Origin of the sequence: Limnohabitans sp. DM1 (genome assembly GCF_001269385.1) — a bacterium.
Lineage (GTDB): Bacteria > Pseudomonadota > Gammaproteobacteria > Burkholderiales > Burkholderiaceae_C > Limnohabitans_A.
In genome coordinates, this window is record NZ_CXOO01000055.1 from 47,792 (window position 1) to 72,958 (window position 25,167).

A 25,167-nucleotide genomic window follows, 5' to 3' on the forward strand; every position below is an offset into this window, starting at 1 on the left:
TCAGACTTCGCGGGCCAGGGGCAAATTGAGCAACAGGTTTTGCGGCTTGAGCTTGAGCAGGCCTTGCTCGTTCATGGCCAGGCCCAGATACACCGGCTTGCCCTGCACATCGGCACGCATGTCTTGCGGGTTGTCAAAGCGCAACTTGAACAAGCTGATGAGTTGCTGCTGGCGCTTGGCGTCCAACTCAATGCCCTGATACAAGTCATTGAGCAAGGCGGTGGCGGTCACGTCCAGCCCCACATGCCAGCGCCAGGCCGGGTCGTCCACCTGTTGCACCGGCTCGATGCTGACGGAAACGCCTAAAAAGTGCTGCACCCAGCGGGCCAGCACCACCGACAAGGCCTTGAGCCCTGAGCGGGCGTTGACCATGCTCAGGATCAAGCCGTGCGGCAATTCGTTCTTCAGCTCGTGCGTCATGTCGAGCAAAAAGGCGTAGCGCCCCAGGCCTTCGCGCTGCGCCAGGTAGCGCTCGGCGTTGTCGGGGTGCAGCACTTTCACATCCACTGCCTTCAGGGTGGCACCGCCCTCCATCAAGAGGCGCCCCATCTCGCCCAAGCCACCAGTGGCTTTCAGGCTGTCGAGCGTGTCGCCGTCGCCCGACAGCACGCGGCCGCCTTCGATGGTGATGCGCTGGCGGCGAAACAGCAACTCGGCCGCACGCCAGACCCAGGCGTCCTCCACATCGGCCAGCACATTGCAGACGATGGCCTGCACGACCAGATCAATGAACAGGGGGGGCAACTGGATCTGGCCACTTCGCATCCAGCCGATGTAGGCCGACTCCAGCGAACCGGCGCTTTCGACATCGCTGCGAAAGCGCAGGAACAGTTCGTAGTTCTCACGCGCATCGTCGTCCTTGAAGGCCTGGAGTTGCGTGGGCGCGACCAGCATCAAGGGGTTGTCCAGCAGCGCCTGATGCAGCCGAATTTCTTCCTTGCACGATTCGGGCACCAGCGCCATTTCGGGGCGCTGCAACCACAGGCGCCAGTAGTCGGGCGTAGGACTCATCCAGCCGCGTGCGTTGCGCGTCAGGTGTTGGTGGCCGCAGGCGGTCCAGAAGTTGTGCATGGTTTGCCTTTTGTTGATGGGTCCGGCCCGATGAGGTTTGAATTGCTCATGTTTTTGTAGGCCATGTGGCTATTTTTGTCTTTGTAGGCGCCCACCCTGTGGGCGATGGTTTTCAGGGCGTGTTCCACGCCCATCGCCCACAGGGGTGGGCTCCTACAAAAAAACCGTCCTTTGAATATTGTTAACGACTTTTGTTGATGGATCCGGCCCGATGAAGTTTGAATGGCCCATTTTTTGTCGGCCATGCGGCTATTGTTATCTTTGTAGGAGCCCACCCTGTGGGCGATGGTTTTCAGGGCGTGTTCCACGCCCATCGCCCACAGGGGTGGGCGCCTACAAAAAAAACCGTCCTTTGAATATTGTTAACGACTTTTGTTGATGGATCCGGCCCGATGAAGTTTGAATGGCCCATTTTTTGTCGGCCATGCGGCTATTGTTATCTTTGTAGGAGCCCACCCTGTGGGCGATGGTTTTCAGGGCGTGTTCCACGCCCATCGCCCACAGGGGTGGGCTCCTACAAAAAAACGTCCTTTGAATGGCGAACAGGCGCTGGCCGAGGACTCAGGCCCACACCACCCGGTTGCTCAGTTCGTTCGGATTGGCCTCACCGGGCTGCAGCGGGAAATGCTGGACCAGCAGTGCCGAGACTTCTTGCAAGGCCTGCGTGAGACCGCTGTCGAAGTCGCCGATCTGCAAGTGCTCACCCAAATGCTGCACCACCGCTTGCCAGTGCGCATCGGGCACATGGCGGCTGATGCCCCGGTCGGCCACGATCTCAACGCGGCGCTCGGCCAGCAGCATATAGATGAGCACGCCATTGTTGTACTCGGTGTCCCACACGCGCAGCTTGCCAAACCAAGACAGTGCGCGCTCACGTATCACCACAGGCAAGGGTGCTTCGCGCCCCGCCCGCCACAGATAGCTGTTGGGCAAGGCCGCTTCGACGCACAGCACGATTTCGCCGCTGTGCCTCGCCTCGCTGGCGCTCACCCTGGCCTGCAGTTGCTCGGCCATGGCTGGGGGCACCGCCCGTTCGGCGGCGCGCTCGTCCATCCAGCGGTGTCGCCACCAACGCGCCCAAAAGCTCAAAAGCGATTCACGCATGTCACCAGCTCCCGGAGGCACCACCGCCCCCAAAATCACCACCGCCGCCCGACGAAAACCCACCGCCGCTGGAGCCACCCGACCCGCCCCAGCCGCCGTGACCACCGTGGCCGCCACCCCAACCGGAAAAATCACCGCCACGCCCACGGCTCTGACTGCGCCGCACTGCAGCACTGGGCAGGGCCTGCATGAACAGCGCCGACATCAGGCCCAGCATGGCGGCGATGCCCCCCAGCCAGAGCAGACCGGTCATGCTCCAAACCACAACACCGACCACGCCCCCGCTGGCCAATGCGCCCAAGCGCTGCCCCAGCACCCGGCGCAGCACGCCCGCCACGACCGGCAAAGCCACCAGCAACAACACGACCAGGTTGAGCCAATCCACCCCGGCATCCCCAGCGGTTTGGGCACCTTGAACGCCTGTCTCGGGCAAGGGCAAAGCCTCGCCCTCGATGCGGGCTTGCAGGTGCGTCAATCCTTCACGCAAGCCACCCGCCACATCCCCCCGGCGAAAGGCTGGTGTGATCACCTGGTCAATGATGCGTTGGGCCGCCAAGTCGGGCACCGCGCCTTCCAGCGACTTGGCTGGCGCTATGCGCAAACGGCGGTCGTTCAGGGCCACCACCAGCAGCAAACCATCGCCCACCTGGCGGCGACCGATTTTCCAGGCGTCGCCCAGACGTTGCGTGAAGTCGGCGATGTCCTCGGGCGCGGTGCTGGGCAGCACCAGCACCACGATCTGGGTGCCGCGTTGCTGTTCAAAGGTCTTGAGTTGCTGCTCCAGAGCCGCCACATCGGCGGCGGCCAAGGTGCCGGTCTGGTCCATGACCCGAGCGGTCAGGGGTGGCACGGGCACGAGTGCTTGGGCCCATGCGGGCGACAAGCTCAAGATGACCCAAGCCCACACAGCCAACAACAGCCGGGTCAAACCCTTGGGCAGGGCCTGAGCGTTGACCCCGCCCATCGGCCCAGGTTGGGGCATGTGGGGTTGGGTCACTTGCCGAAGTCCACCTTGGGCGGCGCGCTGATGGCCGCTTCGTTGGCCACCGTGAAGTTGGCCTTGGGCGCGTAGCCGAACACCTTGGCCGTCAAGTTGGTGGGAAAACTGCGAGCTAAGACGTTGTAGTCTTTCACCGCAGCGATGTAGCGGTTGCGCGCCACGGTGATGCGGTTTTCGGTGCCTTCGAGCTGCACACGCAAATCCGCAAAACCCTGGTTGGCCTTGAGGTTGGGATACTGCTCAGACACCACCATCAAGCGCGACAAGGCGCTGGAAAGTTGCCCCTGCATGGCCTGAAACTGCTGCATCGCCTGCGGATTGGTGAGCACCTCGGGGGTGATCTGGAAACTCGTGGCCTTGGCCCGCGCTTCGATCACCTGGGTCAATGTTTCCTGCTCAAAATTGGCCTCGCCCTTGACGGTGGCCACGATGTTGGGCACCAGATCGGCTCGGCGCTGGTACTGGTTGAGCACTTCGGACCAGGCAGAAGTGGTCTGCTCATCCAGGCGCTGGAAATCGTTGTAACCGCAGCCGGTCAGGCTGAGGGCCAAGGCCAGTGATGCGAGCCAGGCGCTGGCTCGGGTGGCAAATCGGTTCATGTGGCATCTCTCCAAGTGTGACAACAAGGGAAAAGCTTAACGCATCCACCTTCTGCGGCCTGTGCGGTGCGCACAGGTTTAGGCAGTTTCCAAAGGTTTCAGAGGTTAGGGGCCAGCAGGCGCTGCAGGGCCTTGACCTCCACGCCGCTGCGCTGCGCGAGGTCTTGCACCTGGTCGTCACCGACCTTGCCTACGTTGAAGTACTGCGCATCGGGGTTGGCGATGTAGAAGCCGCTCACGCTGGCTGCAGGCGTCATGGCCAGGCTTTCTGTCAGGCCCATGCCGATGTCCTGACATTGCAGCAGGTCGAACATGGCTTGTTTGGCGCTGTGGTCGGGGCAGGCGGGGTAGCCGGGTGCGGGGCGGATGCCCTGGTATTTTTCTGCAATGAGTTCTTCGTTGCTCAGCGCCTCGGTTGCGGCATAGCCCCACAGGTCGGTGCGCACTTTTTTGTGCAGGCACTCGGCCAAGGCTTCGGCCAGGCGGTCGGCCAGTGACTTGAGCATGATGGCGCTGTAGTCGTCGTGCGCGGCTTCAAAGGCGGCGGCGCGTTTGTCGGCGCCGATGCCTGCCGTGACGGCGAACACGCCGACATGGTCTGGCGCTGTGCCTTGCGGGGCGACAAAGTCGGCCAGACAACGGCTGGGGCGCATGACACCATCGATCATGTGTTTTTCTGTTTGTTGACGCAGGCCGCGCCAGGTCATGGCGACTTGCTGGCGAGTCTCGTCCGTGTAGAGGGCAATGTCATCGTCATTCACGCTGTTGGCGGGGTACAGGCCCAGCACGGCGTTGGCCGTGACCCAGCGGCCGTCGATGATTTTTTGCAGCATGGCCTGGCCATCGGCAAAGACCTTGCGCGCCTGCTCGCCCACCACTTCGTCATCGAGGATCGCAGGGAAAGGCCCGGCCAAGTCCCAAGTCTGGAAGAAGGGGCCCCAGTCGATGTACTGCGCGATCTCGGCCAAGTCGTAATTTTTGAATATGCGGCGGCCAATGAACTTGGGCGCGGCGGGCACGCCTTGTGACCAGTCGATGGGTGTCTTGTTGGCGCGGGCCTGCGCCAGCGTCCACATGGGGGTTTGCTTTTTGCCCGCGTGCTGCTCGCGCACTTTGGCGTAGTCGGCATTCAGCTCGGCAATGAACTTGGCCGCTTGCTCAGACAACAAGCCCTGCGCCACACCCACGCTGCGCGACGCGTCGGGCACATAGACCACGGGGCCGGTGTAGTTGGGCGCGATTTTCACGGCGGTGTGCACGCGGCTGCAGGTGGCGCCGCCAATCAACAAGGGCATTTGGCGCTCGCGGAAATACGGGTCTTTTTCCATCTCTGCGGCCACGTACTGCATCTCTTCAAGGCTCGGCGTGATCAGGCCCGACAGGCCAATGATGTCGGCGTTTTCTTCTTTAGCCTTGGCCAAAATTTCGTGGCAGGGCACCATCACGCCCATGTTCACCACTTCGAAGTTGTTGCACTGCAAGACCACCGTGACGATGTTCTTGCCGATGTCGTGCACATCGCCCTTGACGGTGGCGATCACGATTTTGCCTTTGGCTTTCACGTCTTCACCAGCGGCTTCTTGCGCGAGTTTTTCAGCTTCGATGTAGGGCAGCAAATGCGCCACGGCCTGCTTCATCACGCGGGCGCTCTTGACCACCTGCGGCAAGAACATCTTGCCTTGGCCAAACAGGTCCCCGACCACATTCATGCCGTCCATCAGCGGGCCTTCGATCACATGCAAGGGGCGCCCGCCTTTGGCCAGAATCTCTTGGTAGGCCTCTTCGGTGTCGTCGCTGATGAAGTCGGTGATGCCATGCACCAGCGAGTGGCTCAAGCGCTGCGCCACGTTCACGGGCGCAACGGGCGTGCCGCGCCAGGCCAGCTTGGTGGTCTCGTCTTTGGCCGCGCCCTTGGCGCTGTCGGCCACTTCCACCAAACGCTCGCCCGCATCAGGGCGGCGGTTCAGCACCACGTCTTCCACGCGTTCGCGCAAGGTGGGCTCCAGGTCGTCGTACACACCGACCATGCCGGCGTTCACGATGCCCATGTCCATGCCCGCTTTGATCGCGTGGTACAGGAACACGGTGTGTATCGCTTCTCGCACCGGGTCGTTGCCGCGGAATGAAAAGCTCACGTTCGACACACCACCGCTGACCTTGGCGCCCGGCAGGTTCTGCTTGATCCAGCGCGTGGCTTCGATGAAGTCCACTGCGTAGTTGTTGTGCTCTTCGATGCCGGTGGCAATCGCAAAAATGTTGGGGTCAAAAATGATGTCTTCGGGCGGAAAGCCCACCTCGTCCACCAGCACGCGGTAAGCGCGTTCGCAAATTTCGATCTTGCGTTCGTAGGTGTCAGCCTGACCTTTTTCATCAAACGCCATGACCACCGCAGCCGCGCCATAGCGCTTGACCAGCTTGGCCTGGCGCTTGAACTCATCCAAGCCCTCTTTCATGCTGATCGAGTTGACGATGCCCTTGCCCTGAATGCAGCGCAAACCGGCTTCGATCACGGTCCACTTGCTCGAATCCACCATCACCGGCACGCGGGCGATGTCGGGCTCTCCGGCCATCAGGTTCAAAAACCGCACCATGGCCGCCTGGCTGTCGAGCATGGCTTCGTCCATGTTCACGTCGATGACCTGCGCACCGTTTTCGACCTGCTGACGCGCCACGGCCAAAGCCTGCTCGTACTCGCCGTTCAAGATCATGCGGGCAAAAGCCTTGGAGCCGGTCACGTTGGTGCGCTCACCCACGTTGACAAACAGCGAACCGGTGCCGATGGAGACAGGCTCCAGACCGGACAATTTCATGGGGGGAACAGACACGATGGAAGACGCGACAACAGACACAGGCTCACCTTGGGCTTACAGGTGAGCGTCGTTGTGCAAGATCATTCAGACATTGAACGGCCCCAAGCCTGACCTGCTGCGCCTGAAAGGCGGCGGGCTGCAACGCTCCTTGGGGAGGTCGGGATTTTAACCGTTCAGACCCTCGGCCCTGAACCAAAGACTCTCTTGAATGTCGTGTGCTTGGCATCCCGCCAAGTTCGGGTCATATCGCCATTCGCTTCCAGCGCCTCGTAAATGGCACGAATCAATGCATCATCCACCACCTTGGCCGTCCGAAGCTTGGCCAGTAACTCGTAGCCATGCCAGACCTTCATGTCTGGAAAATCCTTGATCAACTCGTGCATGCCCAAGTCATCGGTCACAACAACAGCAGGCCTGACTTGACCAAACGCCAGCAACCAGCAATCAGCTTCCCCTGGTGGTGACCGCCCATAAGAAGTGAATCTGTCCAAATCCATCCGAGCCCAGCCCAGCAAAATACTCTGCGCGGCTTCAACTTGAGCCTTTTCAGAAGCGGTCAACCTGACCTGTTTGGCGATCCGCTCTTGCGCATGCTCGGTCTGGTCAAACCACGGATTGCGAAACTGCAGATGCGGGTTGCGGTGCACCTCGTCTTCGGTGACTTTGAGGATGGTCAGTACATAAGGCATCTGCCCGAACTTCAACCCAACAAAGGGCCTTACGCGCTTGGCCAGCCGAAGGTAAGTATTGGTATCGAGCAGGACAAGCGTCGTCAATCCATCAACTCCCCATGCAGTGCTATCGCGTCTTGCATGGGTATGTCCATCACCTGTTGGATATAGCCCGTCCCTGTTTCTTTGTTTTTAATCATCTTCTGCAACGACTCGAAAAACGCACTCTTGAAGGTGTTCTTCGTTGCAGCGATGTATGCCCCGGGCGCTGTCTGCACGGGTGCAAACAACTCTTCGCTCATGGTTTTGCCACGCTGAATCTGGCGCATCTGGTGGATTTGCTCTTGTGTGTGACGAAGTGGCGGCAAACCCTCCGAATCGGCATACCTGTTCACCTCTGAGAACACACTGAAAAGAGAAATGCCATAAGCCTTGGCTTGATCCGTCAACACCTTGCCTTCAGCCGTTTTGGTCCCGGTCCTGGCGTGTTCATAGGTCTTGCGTGCCACCGCCCGAGGGAACAGCAATGCTCCTGCAAAGGCATCGGCAAAGTCTTCTCCTGCATCTTTGCCCGCCAAATCGGGGGTGTAGACATGTGCCAGCTCGTGCGCCATCCAGAACTTGAAGTCTTCCTGATGGGTGTCGAGGTTCAAAAAGATGAACGTGACATTCTCTTGAGGCAACAAGATATGCAATGCGTTTTTGTGGTTCTGTTTTTGCCCCCACAGCACGGGGGCGACCACTGCGCCATTGGCCGCAAATTCACCAATCAGGTCGTGATACGCCACGGTGGCCTCTTCACCCAGACCCAAACGCGCACGGACTTGGCTGACCACCGTCTGCAAAGGCTCGTAATCGGTGCTGGGTGCCGTCAATTGCAGTCGCAAGGCAGGCATGGGTGGCAAGAAAGGCACCAATGCCTTGAGCAAGGCGCCCATCACCATAGCTTTGTCAATGTGGGCGTCGGTGGTTTTGGCCCCTGCTTTTTTGCGGAACGCGACCACAGGCTGGCCGACCGTGTCGGTTTTGACCAGCTTGTCAAAACCCAGCTGCAAAGTGGTGGCCAGTTTGAGCAATTTGTCAGGCCGAGGAAAGTCTGAACCCCTGAGCCAGTTGGTCACCGACTGCGCCGTGACCCCCAGCGCTTCGGCCAGGTCTTTTTGCTTCCACCCACGCGCTTGCAGTGATTGCTTGATGTTTTCGCTGTGGATAACTTTTTGCATAGGCGGGGAATTATGCATCACAAACGTGATAAATCAACTTTAATCAACTTTTCTCGTGCAGTTCCAATTCATAAACACCGCCTTCAACAGCGCCACCGTATGACGCCACTTGGTGGCGCGGGGTTGGCAGGCGCTTGTTTCATTTTTGTAAAATCCTTGCTACACGGCCCCCTTCGGCGTAGCGCTTCGGCGTCAAGCTGCTTGGGGGTTTTTCTTTAGCTCGGCATGCATGTTCAGCGTTGATCCGACTAGATTCATGTCTAAATTTATCGACGCAAAGAATTTAGACATCAAACAAATCAATGGCTTAGCCGAGAAAACGGGACTTTCTTTGCCAAACCTGATTCAGCTTTGCGCGCTTTTAGACAAGACCCGCACGGTCTATCAAGCAAGCCCGGATCAATGTGCCTGAGCGAACTCAAGAATCTGCTGATCGCTGACAGCCGTGACGATTTGCACGCGCTCTGCTGCCAAGTCTTCACTGATTTCCTCAAAAGCCCGATAAGCCCTTGTATCAAAAGCAGGAGCAGTGACAGGAAACATCACGCTCTCAGGCAGCGCCTGGCGTTTGCGTAAGCGGCGAATCTTGTCGACCCATTGACCACCGTGGGTGATGATTTTGGTGGTGTCGTTCTGAGCCAAATACAAAGGCTTGATGACCCGATCTGCGTGTCCTTCGGCCATGCGAACGAATGGAAAGTTCACCGCAAAATCGGCATCACCCAGCTTTTCTTGGCGGTAGTTTTCACCTAACCGAGCGCTGAAAAGTAACTTGCGAATGCTGCTTTCCATCAATCGCTCTTGGTACTCTTTGGTGACGAAATTTCGCTCAACGTAATAGTCATACAGCGCATTGAGTTTGGCTTTGGGGTCATCTGCCAGAACAACACGGCGCTCATCAAACTGAAGAATCGCCTCGCGATGACGCACCAACTCGGCAAACAGATCAACGGCCAAGCGCACATCGGGTACGGTCTTGCGACCATCCAACGCCAGTTTTCGTAACTGGGCTGCAAATCGCTCCAACTCTTCTTTGAACAACTCCCGACCGTTTAGGTAAACCTTTTTATCCAGTTCTTTGAAAAACTGGGTGATCCGTCCATAACGATTCAACAGTCTGAACCCAAAAAAGCGGGCCTCCGGTGCCAGCAACACAATACCGACGTTCGCAAACTCACCCGTCTCCGCAAACGGGCGGAAACGCAGCAAAGCGTATTGGCAAGCAAACTTGGTCATTGGCAGTCCCAGAATTGAGGTTGGCGGGCGCGGAGTAAAACAACTTCAATCTCATCCCAGGTGACATCAGCAGGGACATCCTCGTCCAGCCACCACCAGGAATCCGGAATGCTATCACGCAGCGCAGCCAAGTTCTGGAGACAGCCCTCTATACGGCTCAGATAGTGCTGCCTCAGATCCAGGTCACCAAAAACCCGGTTCCAATGTTCACGGAACACATGTCCAGCCAAGAATTCATCTGGCTTGAAATTCCGATCAAAAGCGAGATTGTGGTCAATGACTTTCAATTCATCTGCACGCACATCCCATAAGAGATTAACGTTACCGCCTAGATGGGTGAGCTTGCGATCGTCGTTGCGAACCCACCAGTCAAACACCAAAACATCCATGGCGAGATCATCCCAAACACGGTCTGCCATGCTGATGCTGAACTCTTGCGCATGCGGCAATTGGCAAGATGCAAAACTCAAGCCGGCACCCAACTCACGAATATCTGCACGTACCTTGGCATCAATCAAGGCTTGGGGCACATCGGCCAAGGCGTAATCCGCAAGGGGCAACCCAAACGCCGTAGCCAACTGGGCGCAAACCCACTCAGCCACCTGACTGTGCCGCGAAGCGCCAATCCCCTTGACGTAATAAATCAAACCATCCTCGCCACGGCAAATGAACGGCTTGGTCGCACCTTGATGGGAACGACTGATCACCTCTTCGATGACGACAACGGGCTGATTCATACTCATTGCGCCATCTTATAGGTCAATGTGGCTGCCCTAACTCGTGATTGATTGATGGAGTGCTGAAAGAGCATGCAATTTCTGCTTACTTCAAATTACGAAGAACCAGCCAGAGCTTTCGTCCTATGTCGAGCAAAGACATCACTGCGGCTGTATGCAACCCAACCAGCATGAATCCGATCTTGGGCGTGAGTTGGATTCCAAAAAGCAATCCAAAACCAGAGATCGCACAAAACAAGAAAAGTAAAAATCCAATCAACATCGTGTCTAGCAAATCGCGGTAGTAGCCTTGTTCGCGCATCACTTTGAGCAGATGCGTGTGACTGATACTTGCCAACACAGCCAAGACCGCCAAAAGAAAACCAAGCATCGTTGTACTAATTGATGCAACAGAGCCTCCGAAAGCGCTCAGCGTTGCCTCTTCTTTAAATGACGGATAGACGTCCCAAAACCAACATGCACTAGATGCGGCTGCACCTATTAACAAAGGAATAAAGAGCGGTTGCATGACATGCTCCTTTACGTTGTAGATATTCTTGGAATATCGCCCCTGCATCGGTCATATGCTTGCTCTAAGGCTCCAAACACATGCAAGGGGATTGGGTAACGTCCGATCATCTCAACACGGATTTCGTCCTTAAGTGGTGCCATAAAGAGTTCTATCAGCTCTTTATCTTCTGTCAGCTTGACGCGCACTTTGCTCACACCAAGGGCTGGAATCATCTCGCGCACCATTTGCTTTGTCCGGTCAGCGAGTGATCCTCCGCGAGGGGCACGCAAAGTGAACTTTGCATGAGCCGCATCAACACCAGACATCATGTCAAACGCCTCCTGATGCCACCTAGGTGATTGCCTAGTTGGCGCTTCAGGGCGGTCATACGCGAAATCTAATTCATAAAGATTGCCACGCAAAACTTGTTCGATTTCAGCGTCATTCATCACATACGGCAATGTGACAACCTGTTCAAGCAACGCGCTTAAATAATCTTCTACTCGACTCAATCCGCCCGCCGAACGATTAGCCTGCCAGACAAGGACGTTTCCACGCTCACGGTATATAAAGTGACATTTTTCGATAAGGTGATCGCCTTCTTCCAAATCTAATTCGCGCTCTTGATCGTCAGCCGCAACAACGTGAGGCGCATCATCGCGCAACTTGACAAACGTTCCTCTCCAAACAGATCCCACTTTGGACAAACCACGAATCTGGAATTTGTCACCACTCAAATCGATAGTCGGTAAATTGCTGCCGTGCTCCATTACTGCAGCTTGAATGCCTGACGCCAATGGAATGCCATCTTGCCCCACGGAAGTTCGTGTGAAAAAAACCTTAAAACTCTTTAATGCCATTTGTAGTTATCTCCCTGAAAAACCTCTGCCAAGTGCGACTGCAATGCACGACTAGCAACCATCCTTTGACGCAAGACGGTACAAATTTTTCGCAATTCATTGACACGTGAGAGGATGCGGATTTGCTCATCAAGTGGTGGCAGTGGAAACACGTAGCGGTCAAGTGCTTGGCCGACAAAATGCTTGATCGTCGCGCCTGTGAAGTAGGAGTCCAATTCTCCAGACTTTGAGTCGACCTCCAATGAAATGGCGATTAGCTCTACTGCAATGCCAGCTCTTGGCCGCACACGATGTAGCGCTTTTTGAAAATACATTTTTCGCTCTGGGTGGTCCCAAATTGCACATCGGCCTGGGTATCCGCCTTCACAAATCAACAGATCACCAGGCACAAGTAGAAACTCGTCTAACTCGCTTTCCTCAAGACTAATTTCTTTGATGTCGTCGAGATCAATGTATCGCCACTGCACATTTGTATTTCGAAGGTATGGATATCGCTTTCCCGTGTTTTTGGCTTTATCCAACATCTTCCCTAGCCGGTTATCAGCTACTTCACCAAGACGCACCCACTCCCACCCCAGAGGCAATTCAAACGGTTTTTCTTCATCAGTGATCGGCGGCAGGGGTTTGTCGCGTTTGATCTTGCCTTGGGCGATGAGGCGGTCTTTTTCGGTGCGGATTTTTTGCAGGAGGCTGCTTGCGGGCTCGTCGTTAGGGTCTTGGGGGACGAGAAGGCCGCGGACTGCGAGTTGGAGGATGGTTTGTTCGAGAGCGTCTACGGCTTCGGGGCGGTCGAGCAGCAGGTCGAAGTGGGTGGCTATGCGTTGCCAGTTGTCGGCCAGCGCCTCGGGCGTTTCGCTTTGAATGAGCGTGCCCAGCAGGGTGCCCGCGAGTTGGGCGTGTTGCTGCGCTTCGAGCTGGCCGCTGGCTTCGAGGGCGTCGCACAGCTGCATCAGTTCTTCAACGCGGGTGACGATGCGGGATTGTTCGGCGAGTGGCGGCACTGGAATCAAAAAGTTGCCGAGCTTTGCAATGCTCAAGCCTTCGCGTGACACACCCACCTGCACATCCATGACCGTTTGTTGCACATGCCGTGAAACGAGTACATTATGAAGAAATGCGTTCAACACAGGCAAGACTGTTCGCACAATCGTGACGTGCTGACTAACGTTCGCTTCATCAAAGTCAGACGGAACCAGCGCACATCGTCCAATAGATGCACCAGTGATGTTGAACAGTAGATCGTTCGGAAGCACGACAGTGCCAGCCATCTTGGCGTGAGTCTCTGGTCTGATGTAGGCCACAGAAGAAAGCCTTAGCCCATCGTCCCAAACGTTTTGCGATCGCAAAAACTTCACGCCAGACGAGACATAAACCTCTTTTCCACCAAGAGGTGTACTGCCAGCGCCAATTTTTTGAAGCAGCGCATTTAGACGGACCCATTGCCAACCATCTGGCAACTCAAACGGCGTCTCATCATCCGCAATCTCAGCCCTGATTTTCTTGAGCAGTTCGCTCGCCGGTTCATCACTCGGGTCTTGCGGCACCAGCTTGCCTTGCACGGCCAGCATCAAGATAAGTTCGCGCAGACGGGCCACGCCGCCGGGGGCTTGGGCGATCAAATCGAAATGCTGCACCAGTGGTGCTTGCGCCGTCAGCACTGCGCTCACGCTTTGGCTCCCAGCGATTGGGCGAGGATGCTTTTGAGTTGGTCGCGCAGGCTTTGGGCCTCAAGTTGCAGGCGTGCGTAGTCGGCCAGCAGTTGCTCGGGGTCGTGGCTCACCACTTCGGCGGCGTGGGGATTCTTTTGGTCGAGGTTGTAGTTGGCGGCTTTGATCTGCTGAATGCTCACCTTCCATGCGCGTTCGTTTTCCACGCGGGAGGCAAAGCCATCGGCTTCAAGGCCCCACCAGGCTTTTTCGGCGTCAAACTCTTCGATGCGGATGGGCTTGGTTTTGTTGTAGTTCTTCACGCCCGCTGGGTAGGGGTGTTCGTAGTACCAAACGTGTTCGGTGGGCTTGCCTTTGGTGAAGAACAGCAGGTTGGTTTTGATGCCGGTGTAGGGCGCAAACACGCCATTGGGCAGGCGCACGATGGTGTGCAGGTTGCACTCGTCCAGCAGTTGTTCTTTGATGCGGGTCTTCACACCTTCGCCAAACAGCGTGCCGTCGGGCAGCACCAGCGCGGCGCGGCCATTGGTTTTGAGGATGTGTTTGATGAGCACCAAAAACAGGTCTGCCGTTTCTTTGGTGCGCACATCGGCCGGAAAGCCTTGTTCGATGCCCGGCTCTTCAATGCCGCCAAAGGGCGGGTTGGTCAGGATCACGTCCACGCGGTCGGCTGGGGTGTAGTCGCGCAGTGGGCGGGCCAGGGTGTTGTCGTGGCGGACCAGGCTGGGCACCTCGATGCCGTGCAGCATGAGGTTGGTCACGCACAGCATGTGGGGCATTTGTTTTTTCTCAACGCCCAAGATGCTGTTTTGCAGGGTGGCTTCTTCTGCGGTGTTGTGCACTTGTTTGCGCAGGTGTTCGATGGCGCAGACCAGAAAGCCGCCTGTGCCAGTGGCCGGGTCCATCACGCGCTCGCCCAGCTGGGGGTTGACCATGTCCACCATGAACTGCGTCACGGCGCGGGGCGTGTAGAACTCGCCCGCGTTGCCTGCGCTTTGCAGGTCTTTGAGGATTTTTTCGTAGAGGTCGTTGAACTGGTGGCGCTCGGCCTGGCGGTTGAAGTCAATCGCGTTGAGTTTGTTGATGACTTGGCGCAGCAGCTGACCGCTTTTCATGTAGTTGTAGGCGTCTTCAAACACGCCGCGCACCACATAGCCACGGGGGTTGCGCTGGGCGTCACCGCTCAGGCTTTTGAGGGTGGCAAAGAGCTGGTTGTTCACAAAGTCCAGCAGGGCATCGCCCGTGATGCCTTCGGCGTCCGTGGCCCAGTTGCGCCAGCGCATGGCTTCGGGGATAGGGCTTTTGTAATCGTCGCGGGTCAGCTCCAGCTCTTCTTCGAGTGCGTCAAACACTTTGAGGAACAAGAGCCAAGTGAGCTGCGAGATGCGCTGCGCGTCGCCATCCACGCCGCTGTCTTGGCGCATGATGTCTTGGATGGATTTGATGACGGAGGAGAGGTTGGACATGCGTTTTGGTGTGGGCTTGACCCATGTTGTTCTGTATCGAAATTTCGCTGATCGGCTTCGTTACTCTTCAAGCCAATCGAGCTGCAGGCTCTCGGGCGGCCAAGTGCCCGCTGCGATTCGTTGCGCGTACCAACGGGCCATGGTGGCGTCTTCGACGGTGTATTCGCTGCGGGCCGATTTCCAGATCAGGCTGGGCTGGTGGGCACGCAGGCTTTCCAGTGCTTTTTGCGCTTTGGCCACGGTGACTTTGTCGCCGGTTTTGTCTTTGTAGAACTGGAGTGCTTCTGCGTCATAGGGCCGAAAACGGGTGCCCAGTTCCAGCATGCGCCACAGCACGGCTTGCTCCAAAGGTTTCAAGGCGGCGTAATCTCGCGCCATTTGATCTTCGTCGTCTTGCAGCTGCTGCAGGGCCTTGGCGAGCATGGCTTCTTCAAACCGACCGGTGTCGGTGGCCAAGGGGCTGAGCACTTGACCTAAAGCCTCCATGAAAAATTGCGGACGCTGACCAAAATGCTGAAATGCTTCACCCAAAATGGCTTCATTGACCGGTGCCAACTCGGGGCGCTGACGCACGATGAGTTCGGCAATGTGCGCGATGAATTCGGCCCCCAACTCCGGCAGGCGTTGAATTTGAGAGCCATAAAACGGTGCCGCATTGGTGTTGACCAACCTCAGCAACTTGTCACGATCGGAGCCCGACATGACCAACATGAGTTGAACCTGGCCTGGGCGATTGAGCTGGTCACGCGCCGATTTGAGCGCGGCCATGGCGGTTTCACCGGCTTCACTGGTCAGGGCATGCTGTGCTTCGTCAATGATCAAGGCCACCGGGTTTTTGGCGGCTTCGACCAATGCCCTGAGCGCATCAGCCAGGGTGGTGCCATCGACTTTGCCGATTTTGGAGGTGTCAATTTTGATGCCCCCCACGTTGATGCTTTCCAGCCCCGCTGATCGGGCTGTTTTGGCCACCACCCCCAGTTGCTTGAGCAGGGCACGGCCCACGGCCTCGGCAATCAAGGCTCCCGGGTCACGGTTCTGGTCTGCCCACAGGTCCACATAGACGCCCACCACCTGGCGACGGGCCAGCTCGGGCATCAGGTCAGCTTGTAAAAATGTGGATTTACCCGTGCGGCGTGGTGCTGCCAAAAACAGCCCATTGGGGGCATCGCTGAATGGGGTTTTGCCTTGCAGGGCGTCGGCCAAGCCTGCTGCCAAGGAGGTGCGTGCGTGGTAGAGCATGGAATTACCCTTTAATATCCGAATTTAGATATTTTATCCATATATGGATATTTTCAGATAATTCGACCATGAGCCAAGCGCTCATTCATTCGCCCGCTGCATACAGTTCGCGCTCTAGGGTGTGCAGTGCGCCCAGGTATTGGGGGCGGCCGCCAAAGCTTTTGATGAGTTCAACCGGGCTGCCGAAGTCGGTGAAGGGTTGGACCTTCAGGACTTCGTTGCTCTCGATGGTGGCAATGCCTTCGTCGGCGTATTTGTCGATCAGTGCGTCGATCACCTTGCGGGCCACGGGGCCGTATTGGGTGAAGGCGTTGCGCTTTTTGACGCGGTTGGCGCGTTCGCGACGGGTAAGGGGTGGCTGGTTGTAGGCCACATGCAAGAGCAGGTCGAAGGGGTCGAGGTTGGTCAATCCGGTGCGGGCGACTTCTTCGGTCAGCGCGTCGATCAGCACGCCTTGGCTTTCGAGAGCTTCAACCAGCGCAGCTTTGCGGTCGGCGTCGTTCCAAGCCTGGAGGAACTTGTCGAGCGAGTCGTATTGCTTGGTGAGGTTGATGCGGGTGTAGTCGCGCAGGCTTTCAGTGATGAGCTTGCCGTCGGCGCTGAGGTATTGCACGCGCTCACGCGCCACCGCCACGGTGACCATGCCGCCAAGGACGTATTTCTTGGGTTCGGCATCACCGCCTGTTCCGGGCGCGGTGTAACCGCCTGCTTGTGCGCCAAAGGGGTCGGTCAGTGGATTGGGCTGGCCAGTCGTCAAAGGTGCCATGCCCGGTGTGCCTGCCAGCTCGTCTGGCGGTGTCACAGGCTCATCAGATTTGGGCTGGTAAATCTGCACAGGCTCACCGTCAAACTTGGGGTCGGCAAACAGTTCGGTGGCGCGTTTGAAGTCGAGAATGGTGAACCAGGTTTTGCCCAGGTCTTCGCGCAGACGGGTGCCCCGGCCAATGATCTGCTTGAACAGGGTCATGGACTTGATGTTTTGGTCCAGCACGATGAGCTTGCAGGTTTGCGCGTCCACCCCGGTGCTCATGAGCTTGGAGGTGGTGGCGATCACCGGGTAGGGCTTTTCTGGGTCGATGAAGTTGTCGAGCTGGCATTTGCCTTCGGCGTTGTCGCCCGTGATTTGCACCACGTAGTGGGGGTGGTCTTTGCAAATGTCGGCATTGGCATTAGCCAGCGCTTGGCGCATGCGGGCGGCGTGGTCGATGTCTTCGCAAAACACGATGGTCTTGGCGTAGCGGTCGGTGGCCTTGAGGTATTCGGTGATCTTGGCGGCCACCACTTCGTCGCGCTTTTCCAGAACCAGTTTGCGGTTCATGTCGGTGGCGTTGTAGATGCGGTCTTCGATCAGGTGGCCGTGTTTGTCGGTCATGCCTTGCGTGGGCCGCCAACCAAAGGTGTCTTTGTCCAGGTCCACCCGCACGACTTTGTAGGGCGACAAAAAGCCGTCTTCGATGCCTTGCTTGAGGCTATAGGTGTAGACCGGCTCGCCAAAGTATTCGGTGTTGGAGGTGTCTTGGGTTTCTTTGGGCGTGGCGGTCAAACCCACTTGGGTGGCGCTGCCAAAGTAGGTGAGGATGTCGCGCCAGGCCGAGTCTTCGTTGGCGCTGCCTCGGTGGCACTCGTCCACCACGATCAGGTCAAAGAAGTCGGGGCTGAACTGTTTGTAGATGTTGCGTTCTTCTTCGGTGCCCGACACGGCTTGGTAGAGCGAGAGGTAAATCTCGTAGCTTTTGTCCACCAGCTTGGTGGTTTTGTGGATGGCCAGGTCCACCTCTTCGACCGTAACCTGGCCTTGTGCGTTGACCGTTTCGATGCCTTTGGCGTTGGGGCTGAGCTTGGCCATCGCGCCTTTGAAAGGCCGAAAGTCATTGACCATGGTTTGGTCAATCAGGATGTTGCGGTCGGCCAGAAACAGGATGCGCTTGGGTTTGGTGCTGGTGGGGTCGTTGCGCCAGGTGGATTTCCACAAGCGGTGGATGATCTGGAACGCGGTGTAGGTTTTGCCGGTGCCTGTGGCCATGACCAACAGTACGCGTTTTTGCCCGCCCGCGATGACCTCGACCGTGCGGTTGATGGCGGTGAATTGGTAGTAGCGCGGGGTCTTGCCGGGGTAGTAGTCGTGCTCGGTCACGCTGCGCACTTGGGGCGTCCAGCCCTTCCAGGTGCAATAGCGGCTCCACAATTCTTGTGGCGAAGGGAACTCGTCAAGGGTGAGGTTTTTCTCCAGCACGCCATCGGCCATCGTGGCGTCGCGGAACACAAAGCCGTCGCCGTTGCTGGAGAAGCTGAAGGGCACGTCAAGGAGCTGGGCGTAGTGGATGGCCTGGGCCATGCCCGAGCCCATGGGTTTGTTGTTGTCTTTGGCCTCGACCACCGCGATGGGGATGTTGGGCTTGAAGAACAGGGCGTAGTCAGCCTTGAGGATGGTGGATGGATCGCGGTGGGCCGTTTTGCCCCGCACGCTGATGCGCCCTGCCCGCAAACCAAACTCATGAAACACCTGCGTCATCGGGTCCCACCCGGCCTGCTCAATGGCGGGCGTGATGAAACGGGCGCGGATGTCGCTCTCGGTGAGTTGTTTCTTGTCCAAGCTGGGGCTCGTGGAAGGTGGTTTGTGGCGAAAGGCTATTTTTAATCAATTTGTCGGCGTTTTATGACTTGTACGTTGAATTGGGCCACTGACAACTGCAAAAAGCCGTGGTGGACTCAGTCCACCACGGCTGACATGTCGATCCTGAAGCCGCCGACCTGCAAGCTGCAGAGCCATGAGAGCCCGCCGCAGTGTTCAGTCTTCGGGCCAGAGGCGGTGGGCGTCGAGTTGGAGGCGGGCTTGGCTGTAGAGGGCGTCGAGTTGGGCGTTTTCGGCGGCTTGGGCGTCTTCCTGGGCCAGGCGGCGGGCTTGCAGGACATCGGCCAGGCTGCTTTCGCCCAGCGTGTAGGCGCGCCACTGCAGGTCGGCGCTGCGGCGGGTCTGGGCGCTGGCGTGTTGCAGTTGCTGCCAGGTGGTCTGGGTGTCAAAGGCGGTGCTGGCAACTTGCTGCGCTTTGGAGCGCACTTCGCGCTCGGTCAGGGTCAGGCGTTGGCGGGCTTGCTCGGCTTCGGCCTGGGCGATGGCGGCCTGGGCCTGGCGGGCGCTGCCGCCAATGGGCAGGCTGATGTAGACGCCCCAGACGCGTTCGGCGCCGTTGCGTTCATTGGCATTGCGCACACCCAGCAGCGGGTCGGCCCTGCGCTCTTGCTGTTGGCGCTCGGCGTGGGCCTGGGCGGTTTGGGCGCGCAGCTGCGCCAATGCCAACTCGTGGTTGTGGTCCATGATGCGATCGACCCAGGTGGGGGCGTCGTCGTCAGGCGGCTGGGGGCTGGGCAGCGCGGCGGTGTCGGGCGCGGCCAGTTCGGGGTAGCGGGTGAGCCATTGGCGTTGCAGCACTTGCCCGCGGTGCGAGGCCTGGCTGGCCAGCGCCTGGGTGCGGGCCTGTTCGGCCTGCGCGGCCAGCAGGTCGAGCTGGGCCACTTCACCCGCTTTCACGCGTTGGCGCACCCCGGCCAGTTGCTGCTCGGCCAGCGCCAGCTGGGCGTTCAGGCGCTGGGCGGTGGCGCGGGCCTTGAGGAGTTCAAACCAGTCGAGCAGCAGGCCACGTGAGGTTTCGTGGCGGGCGTCTTGGCGGGCGGCCTGGCTTTCGCTTTGCAGCAGCTCACCGAGTTGGTGGTCTTGTGCTTTTTTGTGTGGCCAGCGCAGACCGCGCTCGATGGCCAGGTCGTGTTCGCGCAGGCTTGCGACGCTGCCTTCGGCGCTGCGTTGCTGCAGACCGGCTTTGAGCGTCCATTCGTGCGGCCCGGCTTGCAGGCGCTGGGCTTGGGCCGTAGCCAGTTCAATGCCGGCCTGTGCTGCGCGCACCTGGGGGTGGTTGGCCAGCCAGCGCTGCACTTGTTCGGCGGGGGGCAAGGCAGCGCGCCAAGCGCCAACAGATGGGCCATGCAGTGCGGCATGCGGGGCCGCCGCCGTTTGGGCATGCAGCGGCAGCCAGGTGCTGGCGCTCAGGCTCAGCACGAGGGGCCAAAAACGGTCAGGGCGCTTCACTGGGCGACTCCGGCTGGGGTCGGGTTCGCCATTGGGGACTCTGCGCCCAGATGGCCAAAGGCCAGCAGAGGCGTAACCCAGTAGCGGATGGCCGGGTTTTGCAAGGCCTGGCGCAGGGCGCTCAGCAGCGGTGCCACGTCTTGCTGGAGCATGGCCACTTGCACCAGGCGGCGGCGTGAACGGCCCAGAATTTGCTCCATGGCGCTGCCCAGGTGTTCATGGCGGCCCATGCCCTGAGCATCCATCACCATGAAACCCAGCGCTTGGCTGGCGTGCACCACCAACACATTCAGCACGTCGTCCTCCAGCGTCTGCGGCAGGGCCAGGGTCAAGAGCACATCGGGCTGTTCATTGCGTTGGGTGGGGGCGTGTTCAGGCTGCATGGCGTGCGCCTCCAAAAAAATGCCGGTACAAGATGGGCAGCAGCACCAAGGTGAGCAAGGTGGAGCTGACCAGCCCGCCGATGACCACGATGGCCAGCGGGCGCTGGATTTCGGAGCCCGGGCCGGTGGCCAGCAGCAAGGGGATGAGGCCCAGGCCGGTGATGCTGGCGGTCATCAACACCGGGCGCAGGCGGCGCTGACAGCCCAGGCGCACCACGTCCAGAATGGGCAGGCCGCGTTCGGCCAGCTGGTTGAAGCAGGTCACCAGCACCAGGCCGTTGAGCACGGCAATGCCCATGAGGGCGATGAAGCCGACCGAGGCGGGCACCGACATGTATTCGCCCGTGACGGCCAGGGCCACCACGCCGCCAATGAGGGCCAGCGGGATGTTGGCAAACACCAGCAGGGCCTGGGGCAGCGAGCCCAGCGTGGCAAACAGGATGCCCAAAATCAGCAGCAGCGCCACCGGCACCACCACCGCCAGGCGGCTGGCGGCGCGTTGCTGGTTTTCAAACTGGCCGCCCCACTTGAGGCTGTAACCCGGCGGCAGGCTGAGCTTTTGCGCGATGGTGGCCTGCGCTTCTTGCACAAAGCCCACCAGGTCGCGCCCGCGCACATTGGCGCGCACCACGGTCATGCGCTGGGCCTGTTCGCGCTCGATGCGCACTGGGCCGTCTTCCTGGCTGAGCTGGGCCACATCACTGAGCGCCACCGAGCCGCCACCGGCCATGGGCAGGCGCACTTGCTTGAACTGCTCGGGCGACATGCGCAGCGCGGCATCGCCTCGCACCACCAGCGGCACGCGGCGGATGCCTTGCATGACGGTGCCCACGCGCTGGCCTTCGACCAGGGCGTGTAGCGTGCCCTGGATGTCTTGCGCCGACAGGCCCAGTCGCCCGGCGGCCACGCGGTCGATCTGCACGCGCAGGTATTGCACGCCGCTGTTTTGTGCGGCGATCACGTCTTCGCTGCCGTCCAGGCTTTGCAGGGTCTGCACGATCTGCTCGGCCAGCTGGGCCAAGGTGGCGGGGTCGGGGCCAAAGACCTTGACGGCCAGATCGCCGCGCACGCCCGAGAGCATTTCGGAGGTGCGCATCTCAATCGGCTGGGTGAAGCTCAGGTTCACGCCGGGCATGCCTTCGGCGGCCTGTCGGATGGCGTCCACCAGTTGTGCCTTGTCAGCAAATCGCCATTCGGCGCGTGGCTTGAGCACCAAAAAGGTGTCGGTCTCGTTCAGGCCCATGGGGTCCAGGCCCAGCTCGTCCGAGCCTGCACGCGCCACGATGCTTTGCACCTCGGGCACGTTTTTCAGGATGCGCTGCTGGATCTGCAGGTCGGTCTGGCTCGACTGGTCCAGCTGGATGGAAGGCAGCTTTTCGACCTGCATGATGATGTCGCCCTCGTCGAGCTGCGGCATGAAGGATTTGCCCACCCCCATGAACAAGACCACGGCCAGCGCCAGCGCCGCGCCAGTGGCGATCAGCACCCAGCGCACATGGGCCAGTGACCAGTCAAGCACAGGCATGTAAGCGGCATCCAGCTTGCGCACCAGCCAGGGCGTGGCGTGCGCACCGTGCTTGAGCAGCAATGAGGCCAGCACCGGAATCACCGTGAGCGAGAGCAGCAAGGACGCCCCCAGCGCAAACACGATGGTCAGGGCCACGGGGGCGAACATCTTGCCCTCCAGGCCCTGCAAGGTCAGCAGCGGCAAAAACACCACCATGATGATGAACACCCCAGCGGCCACCGGCTGGGCCACCTCGTGCGTGGCACGGTAAATGCCGTGCAGCGGCGCACGCGGCCAGCCCGGCACCGACTGGCCCTGCTGCGCCTCGATGTTTTCGACCACCACCACCGCCGCATCGACCAGCATGCCTATGGCAATGGCCAGGCCGCCCAGCGACATGAGGTTGGCCGACAGGCCCCATTGCTGCATGAGCACAAAGGTGGCCAGCGCTGACAGCGGCAAGATCAGCGCCACCACCAAAGCCGCCCGCACATTGCCCAGAAACAGCAAAAGCAGCACCAGCACCAGCACGATGGCCTCGGCCAAGGCCTTGACCACGGTGTTGACGGCACGCTCGACCAGCGTGCCCCGGTCATAAAAGGGCACGATGCGGATGCCGGGGGGCAAGGTTTTTTCTATCGCGGCCAGTTCTTCCTTGATCTGGTGCACCAGCTTTTGGGCATTGGCACCGCGCAGGCCCAGCACCAGGCCTTCGACGGTTTCTTCCTGGCCGTCACGGGTCACGCTGCCATATCGCGTGAGGCTGCCCAGCTGCACCGTGGCCACATCAGCCACACGCACGGCCTGCCCACCCTGGCTGCTGACGGCCATGGCGCGCACATCGTCCAGGGTGCGCACGCTGGCCTCGCTGCGCACCAGCAGCGATTCTTCGCCCTGCACCAGACGGCCTGCGCCGTCGTTGCGGTTGTTGCTGTCCAGGGCCTGCTGCAGCTGCGCCAGCGTCACATGGCGCGCGGCCATGGCACCCAGCTGGGGCACGACTTCAAAGGTTTCCACCAGGCCGCCCAGGGTGTTCACATCGGCTACACCGGGCACCGAGCGCAGGCGCGGGCGGATCACGGTGTCCAGCAGCTTGCGCCGCTCGGTCAGGCTGGCAGGGCCTTCCACGGTGAACATGAACATCTCGCCCAGCGGCGTGGTGATCGGCGCCAGCCCGCCCGACAGGCCCTGCGGCAGATCGCCCATGACGCCCGACAGGCGTTCGCTCACTTGCTGGCGCGCCCAGTAAATGTCGGTGCCATCGGCAAAGTCCAGGGTGATGTCGGCAATCGCGTATTTGCTTTGCGAGCGCAGCATGACCTGGTGCGGCAGACCCAAAAGCTCTTGCTCGATGGGCGCGACAATGCGCGTCTCGACCTCGGCCGGGGTCATGCCTGGTGCCTTGAGGATGAGCTTGACCTGGGTGCTGGAGACATCGGGAAAGGCGTCAATCGGCAGCTCGCGCAGGGCCATGTAGCCACCCGCCACCAGCATGAGCGACAACACCACCATGAGCAGGCGCTGCGACAGCGCCCCCGCAATCAGGCGCGCCAGCATCATGGTGCCCCGGTGCCCAGGCCCTGCCAGGCGCCCTTGAGCGCGGCCGTGCCTTTGACCACCACCTCGGCCCCGGCCGCGATGCCGCCCAGCACCGGCCTTTGATCGCCCTGCCCGGCGCCCAGCGTGACCGGCTGCAGGGCAAAGCCCTGGGCCGTGCGCACAAACACATGCGGCTGGCCGCCTTGCTGCACCACTGCGGACGTGGGCAGCCACAGGCTGTCGGGTGCCTGGCCAGGGGACTTGCTCGGCGAACTGCCTTTGACCTGCACCTGGATGAACTGGTTCAGACGCAGGCAAGCGTCCTTCGCCGGGTCTGGCGCATTGAAGTCAGCGCGCACCAAAACGGCCTGGTTGTCCGCGCTGACTTGCGGCGCCACGCTGACCACCCGGGCCTGGCCTTGGCAGCCGGGCAAGCTCAGGCGATCCCCCACGCGCAGCAGGCGGGCCTGCTCGGGGGTGGCTTGCAGCTCGATGCTCCAAGCGCCTGCTCGGGCCAGCTTGAGGATGGGCATGCCCGCTTCAAGCCGCTGGCCCGGGCTGGCCAGCACTTCCAGCACCGTGCCTGCGAAGGGGGTGGGCAGCAGCAGTTCGGGCTGCAGTTGCGGCTGGCGGGTGTCGGCCCCGGCCAGGCGCAAGGCCTGGGTGCGCTCTTGCAGCGTCCACTGCGCCATTTGGTCCAGGCTGCGCGACTCCTGCACGCGTTGCTCGGCAATGATGCCTTCGGCAAACAGTTTTTCATCGCGTTGGCGTTTGCTGCTGGCCAGCTGGGCCTGCGCCTGGGCTTGCAGCCATTCGCGCTGCCACTCCAGCACCTGCGGGCTCATGAGGCGGGCCACGACCTGCCCGGCCTTGAGCGTCTGGCCCGGCGCCACGCGCAGCTCCTGCACCACCGCCGTCACGGTGGCGCTGAGCACCTGCGTGGCCTGCGGCGGCAAGACCACCGTGCCTTGCAGCACCATGTCCTGCGCCGCCGCCCCGGCCTGCAGCTTGAGCACCTGGGTCTGCACCCCGGCCGCTTGCTGCTGGGCCGCGCTCCAGCGGATGGGGGTGTTGGGTGTGGGTACAGGCTCGGCCGCGATCGCCGCCAGCACAGGGCAAACAGCGCCCAGCAGACACACCAAACCTCGCCCCCACACAGCGTTGCAAACGCCTGTCATGCGATGCAGGCGCGAAAAATCAAGCAGGCAATTCACTACAGGCCTTTGAATGTTGTAGCTGGCAAGTCTAAAACCCGCAGATGACAAGCCGCTGAATGTCAGGCATTTTTTGTGCGCCAGCGAGCACAAGACGCTTGTCCCTGAAGCTCAAACCAACAACAGCCGCACACCATGCCATGCTGCCCGCTGCGGTATTTGAATACGAGCTGCCGCTCGGGGCGATGGGCGGAGGTTTGCGAAGGTTTGCGAAGGTTTACCGCGGCGGTGGCGCCGATCCATTAGAGAGGGAGGGCAATTGAACCGGTG

22 protein-coding genes and 1 riboswitch are annotated in these 25,167 nt (G+C 59.8%); of the genes, 2 read left to right on the forward strand and 20 right to left on the reverse strand.

Annotated features, from left to right (window positions below):
- From AMM33_RS18905 to AMM33_RS18940, 8 genes are all read right to left on the reverse strand, one after another.
- On the reverse strand, positions 1–1,071 hold the full coding sequence (locus AMM33_RS18905; RefSeq protein ID WP_090142803.1) for a DUF6352 family protein: 1,071 nt from the start codon (positions 1,069–1,071) through the stop codon (positions 1–3).
- Entirely contained in the window at positions 1,032–1,379 is a 348-nt protein-coding gene (locus AMM33_RS18910) for a hypothetical protein (protein ID WP_228768249.1), read from the reverse strand. Before AMM33_RS18910 ends, AMM33_RS18905 begins: the two co-directional genes overlap by 40 nt.
- Before the next feature lie 253 nt (positions 1,380–1,632).
- Complete coding sequence (locus AMM33_RS18915) at positions 1,633–2,175, reverse strand: TPM domain-containing protein (protein ID WP_090142805.1); 543 nt, start codon at positions 2,173–2,175, stop codon at positions 1,633–1,635.
- Position 2,176: 1 nt separating this feature from the next.
- On the reverse strand, positions 2,177–3,172 hold the full coding sequence (locus AMM33_RS18920; protein WP_228768250.1) for a TPM domain-containing protein: 996 nt from the start codon (positions 3,170–3,172) through the stop codon (positions 2,177–2,179).
- Complete coding sequence (locus AMM33_RS18925; RefSeq protein ID WP_090142807.1) at positions 3,169–3,774, reverse strand: LemA family protein; 606 nt, start codon at positions 3,772–3,774, stop codon at positions 3,169–3,171. Before AMM33_RS18925 ends, AMM33_RS18920 begins: the two co-directional genes overlap by 4 nt.
- Before the next feature lie 98 nt (positions 3,775–3,872).
- Positions 3,873–6,584, reverse strand: a complete 2,712-nt coding sequence (gene metH / locus AMM33_RS18930) for a methionine synthase (RefSeq protein ID WP_090142808.1) — start codon at positions 6,582–6,584, stop codon at positions 3,873–3,875.
- Between the two features lie 55 nt (positions 6,585–6,639).
- Positions 6,640–6,740, reverse strand: a riboswitch (S-adenosyl-L-homocysteine riboswitch).
- 17 nt (positions 6,741–6,757) lie between these two features.
- The gene (locus AMM33_RS18935) at positions 6,758–7,360 is read right to left on the reverse strand and encodes a hypothetical protein (protein ID WP_090142809.1); all 603 of its coding nucleotides are present in this window, start codon (positions 7,358–7,360) and stop codon (positions 6,758–6,760) included.
- On the reverse strand, positions 7,357–8,478 hold the full coding sequence (locus AMM33_RS18940; RefSeq protein ID WP_090142810.1) for an XRE family transcriptional regulator: 1,122 nt from the start codon (positions 8,476–8,478) through the stop codon (positions 7,357–7,359). The genes AMM33_RS18935 and AMM33_RS18940 overlap by 4 nt, the downstream gene beginning before the upstream one ends.
- 256 nt (positions 8,479–8,734) lie before the next feature.
- Here AMM33_RS18940 and AMM33_RS18945 point away from each other — a divergent pair, with 256 nt between their 5' ends.
- Positions 8,735–8,890 (forward strand): hypothetical protein, encoded by a 156-nt coding sequence (locus AMM33_RS18945; RefSeq protein WP_194945571.1) that lies wholly within the window; start codon positions 8,735–8,737, stop codon positions 8,888–8,890.
- Here the strand turns inward: AMM33_RS18945 and AMM33_RS18950 are convergent.
- From AMM33_RS18950 to AMM33_RS19005, 12 genes are all read right to left on the reverse strand, one after another.
- Positions 8,878–9,714 (reverse strand): DUF3037 domain-containing protein, encoded by an 837-nt coding sequence (locus tag AMM33_RS18950; RefSeq protein ID WP_090142812.1) that lies wholly within the window; start codon positions 9,712–9,714, stop codon positions 8,878–8,880. The genes AMM33_RS18945 and AMM33_RS18950 overlap by 13 nt on opposite strands.
- Positions 9,711–10,451: a HipA family kinase gene (locus tag AMM33_RS18955; RefSeq protein ID WP_194945572.1), complete on the reverse strand. Its 741-nt coding sequence runs from the start codon at positions 10,449–10,451 to the stop codon at positions 9,711–9,713. Before AMM33_RS18955 ends, AMM33_RS18950 begins: the two co-directional genes overlap by 4 nt.
- 85 nt (positions 10,452–10,536) lie before the next feature.
- The gene (locus AMM33_RS18960) at positions 10,537–10,959 is read right to left on the reverse strand and encodes a hypothetical protein (protein WP_194945573.1); all 423 of its coding nucleotides are present in this window, start codon (positions 10,957–10,959) and stop codon (positions 10,537–10,539) included.
- An 11-nt stretch (positions 10,960–10,970) separates the two neighbouring features.
- Positions 10,971–11,801, reverse strand: coding sequence for a DUF6731 family protein (locus AMM33_RS18965; RefSeq protein ID WP_090142815.1), 831 nt, complete (start codon positions 11,799–11,801; stop codon positions 10,971–10,973).
- Positions 11,792–13,468, reverse strand: a complete 1,677-nt coding sequence (locus AMM33_RS18970; RefSeq protein WP_090142816.1) for a restriction endonuclease subunit S — start codon at positions 13,466–13,468, stop codon at positions 11,792–11,794. The genes AMM33_RS18965 and AMM33_RS18970 overlap by 10 nt, the downstream gene beginning before the upstream one ends.
- Positions 13,465–14,934: a type I restriction-modification system subunit M gene (locus tag AMM33_RS18975; RefSeq protein ID WP_090142817.1), complete on the reverse strand. Its 1,470-nt coding sequence runs from the start codon at positions 14,932–14,934 to the stop codon at positions 13,465–13,467. Before AMM33_RS18975 ends, AMM33_RS18970 begins: the two co-directional genes overlap by 4 nt.
- 60 nt (positions 14,935–14,994) lie before the next feature.
- Positions 14,995–16,173, reverse strand: coding sequence for an AAA family ATPase (locus AMM33_RS18980; protein WP_090142818.1), 1,179 nt, complete (start codon positions 16,171–16,173; stop codon positions 14,995–14,997).
- 85 nt (positions 16,174–16,258) lie between these two features.
- On the reverse strand, positions 16,259–18,766 hold the full coding sequence (hsdR, locus tag AMM33_RS18985) for an EcoAI/FtnUII family type I restriction enzme subunit R (RefSeq protein WP_090142819.1): 2,508 nt from the start codon (positions 18,764–18,766) through the stop codon (positions 16,259–16,261).
- Positions 18,767–18,961: 195 nt separating this feature from the next.
- Positions 18,962–20,254, reverse strand: a complete 1,293-nt coding sequence (locus tag AMM33_RS18990; protein WP_090142820.1) for a TolC family protein — start codon at positions 20,252–20,254, stop codon at positions 18,962–18,964.
- On the reverse strand, positions 20,251–20,637 hold the full coding sequence (locus tag AMM33_RS18995) for a DUF3240 family protein (RefSeq protein ID WP_090142821.1): 387 nt from the start codon (positions 20,635–20,637) through the stop codon (positions 20,251–20,253). The genes AMM33_RS18990 and AMM33_RS18995 overlap by 4 nt, the downstream gene beginning before the upstream one ends.
- Positions 20,627–23,701 (reverse strand): efflux RND transporter permease subunit, encoded by a 3,075-nt coding sequence (locus AMM33_RS19000; protein WP_090142842.1) that lies wholly within the window; start codon positions 23,699–23,701, stop codon positions 20,627–20,629. Before AMM33_RS19000 ends, AMM33_RS18995 begins: the two co-directional genes overlap by 11 nt.
- Positions 23,701–24,861 (reverse strand): efflux RND transporter periplasmic adaptor subunit, encoded by a 1,161-nt coding sequence (locus AMM33_RS19005; protein WP_090142843.1) that lies wholly within the window; start codon positions 24,859–24,861, stop codon positions 23,701–23,703. The genes AMM33_RS19000 and AMM33_RS19005 overlap by 1 nt, the downstream gene beginning before the upstream one ends.
- Before the next feature lie 134 nt (positions 24,862–24,995).
- Here AMM33_RS19005 and AMM33_RS22150 point away from each other — a divergent pair, with 134 nt between their 5' ends.
- The gene (locus AMM33_RS22150; RefSeq protein ID WP_194945574.1) at positions 24,996–25,160 is read left to right on the forward strand and encodes a hypothetical protein; all 165 of its coding nucleotides are present in this window, start codon (positions 24,996–24,998) and stop codon (positions 25,158–25,160) included.
- Positions 25,161–25,167 lie beyond the last annotated feature (7 nt).